The sequence below is a fragment of the Dellaglioa sp. CoH-55-MRSF-8 genome (assembly GCF_056782195.1).
The window spans coordinates 1-260 of record NZ_JBXAYH010000223.1 but is presented as its reverse complement, the minus strand read 5'-3'; the positions used below and the strand labels follow the sequence as shown (position 1 = coordinate 260).

The 260-nt window shown below is 56.2% G+C and carries 1 protein-coding gene; it reads right to left on the bottom strand.

What is annotated here, in order from left to right:
* A partial coding sequence (locus AC1RPW_RS08555; RefSeq protein WP_481769538.1) for a hypothetical protein occupies nucleotides 1-196 on the bottom strand: 196 nt, incomplete at its 3' end.
* Nucleotides 197-260: the final 64 nt, after the last annotated feature.

The window sequence follows — 260 nt, the reverse complement described above, 5'->3', positions numbered from 1 at the left end:
AGTTGGAAAACTGCCCGTTAGATCGCAATGCGATATAGAACTCCAGTCGCTTCGAGCCTGGGGCATTCGCCATCGAAAACGATCGCTCAAAGGCTCCACCTTTGGGTGCGATGTTGACGTACTGACCTGGCAGGAACGAGACCACCTCCTCCGTCAGCAACGTCAAGCAAATCGTGTCCTCGGCTACCGGTTTCATGCTTTCAACAATTGCCAGGCATCCGGGCGCGGAAGCGGCAAGCGCGTCATCACCGGAGTAAGGC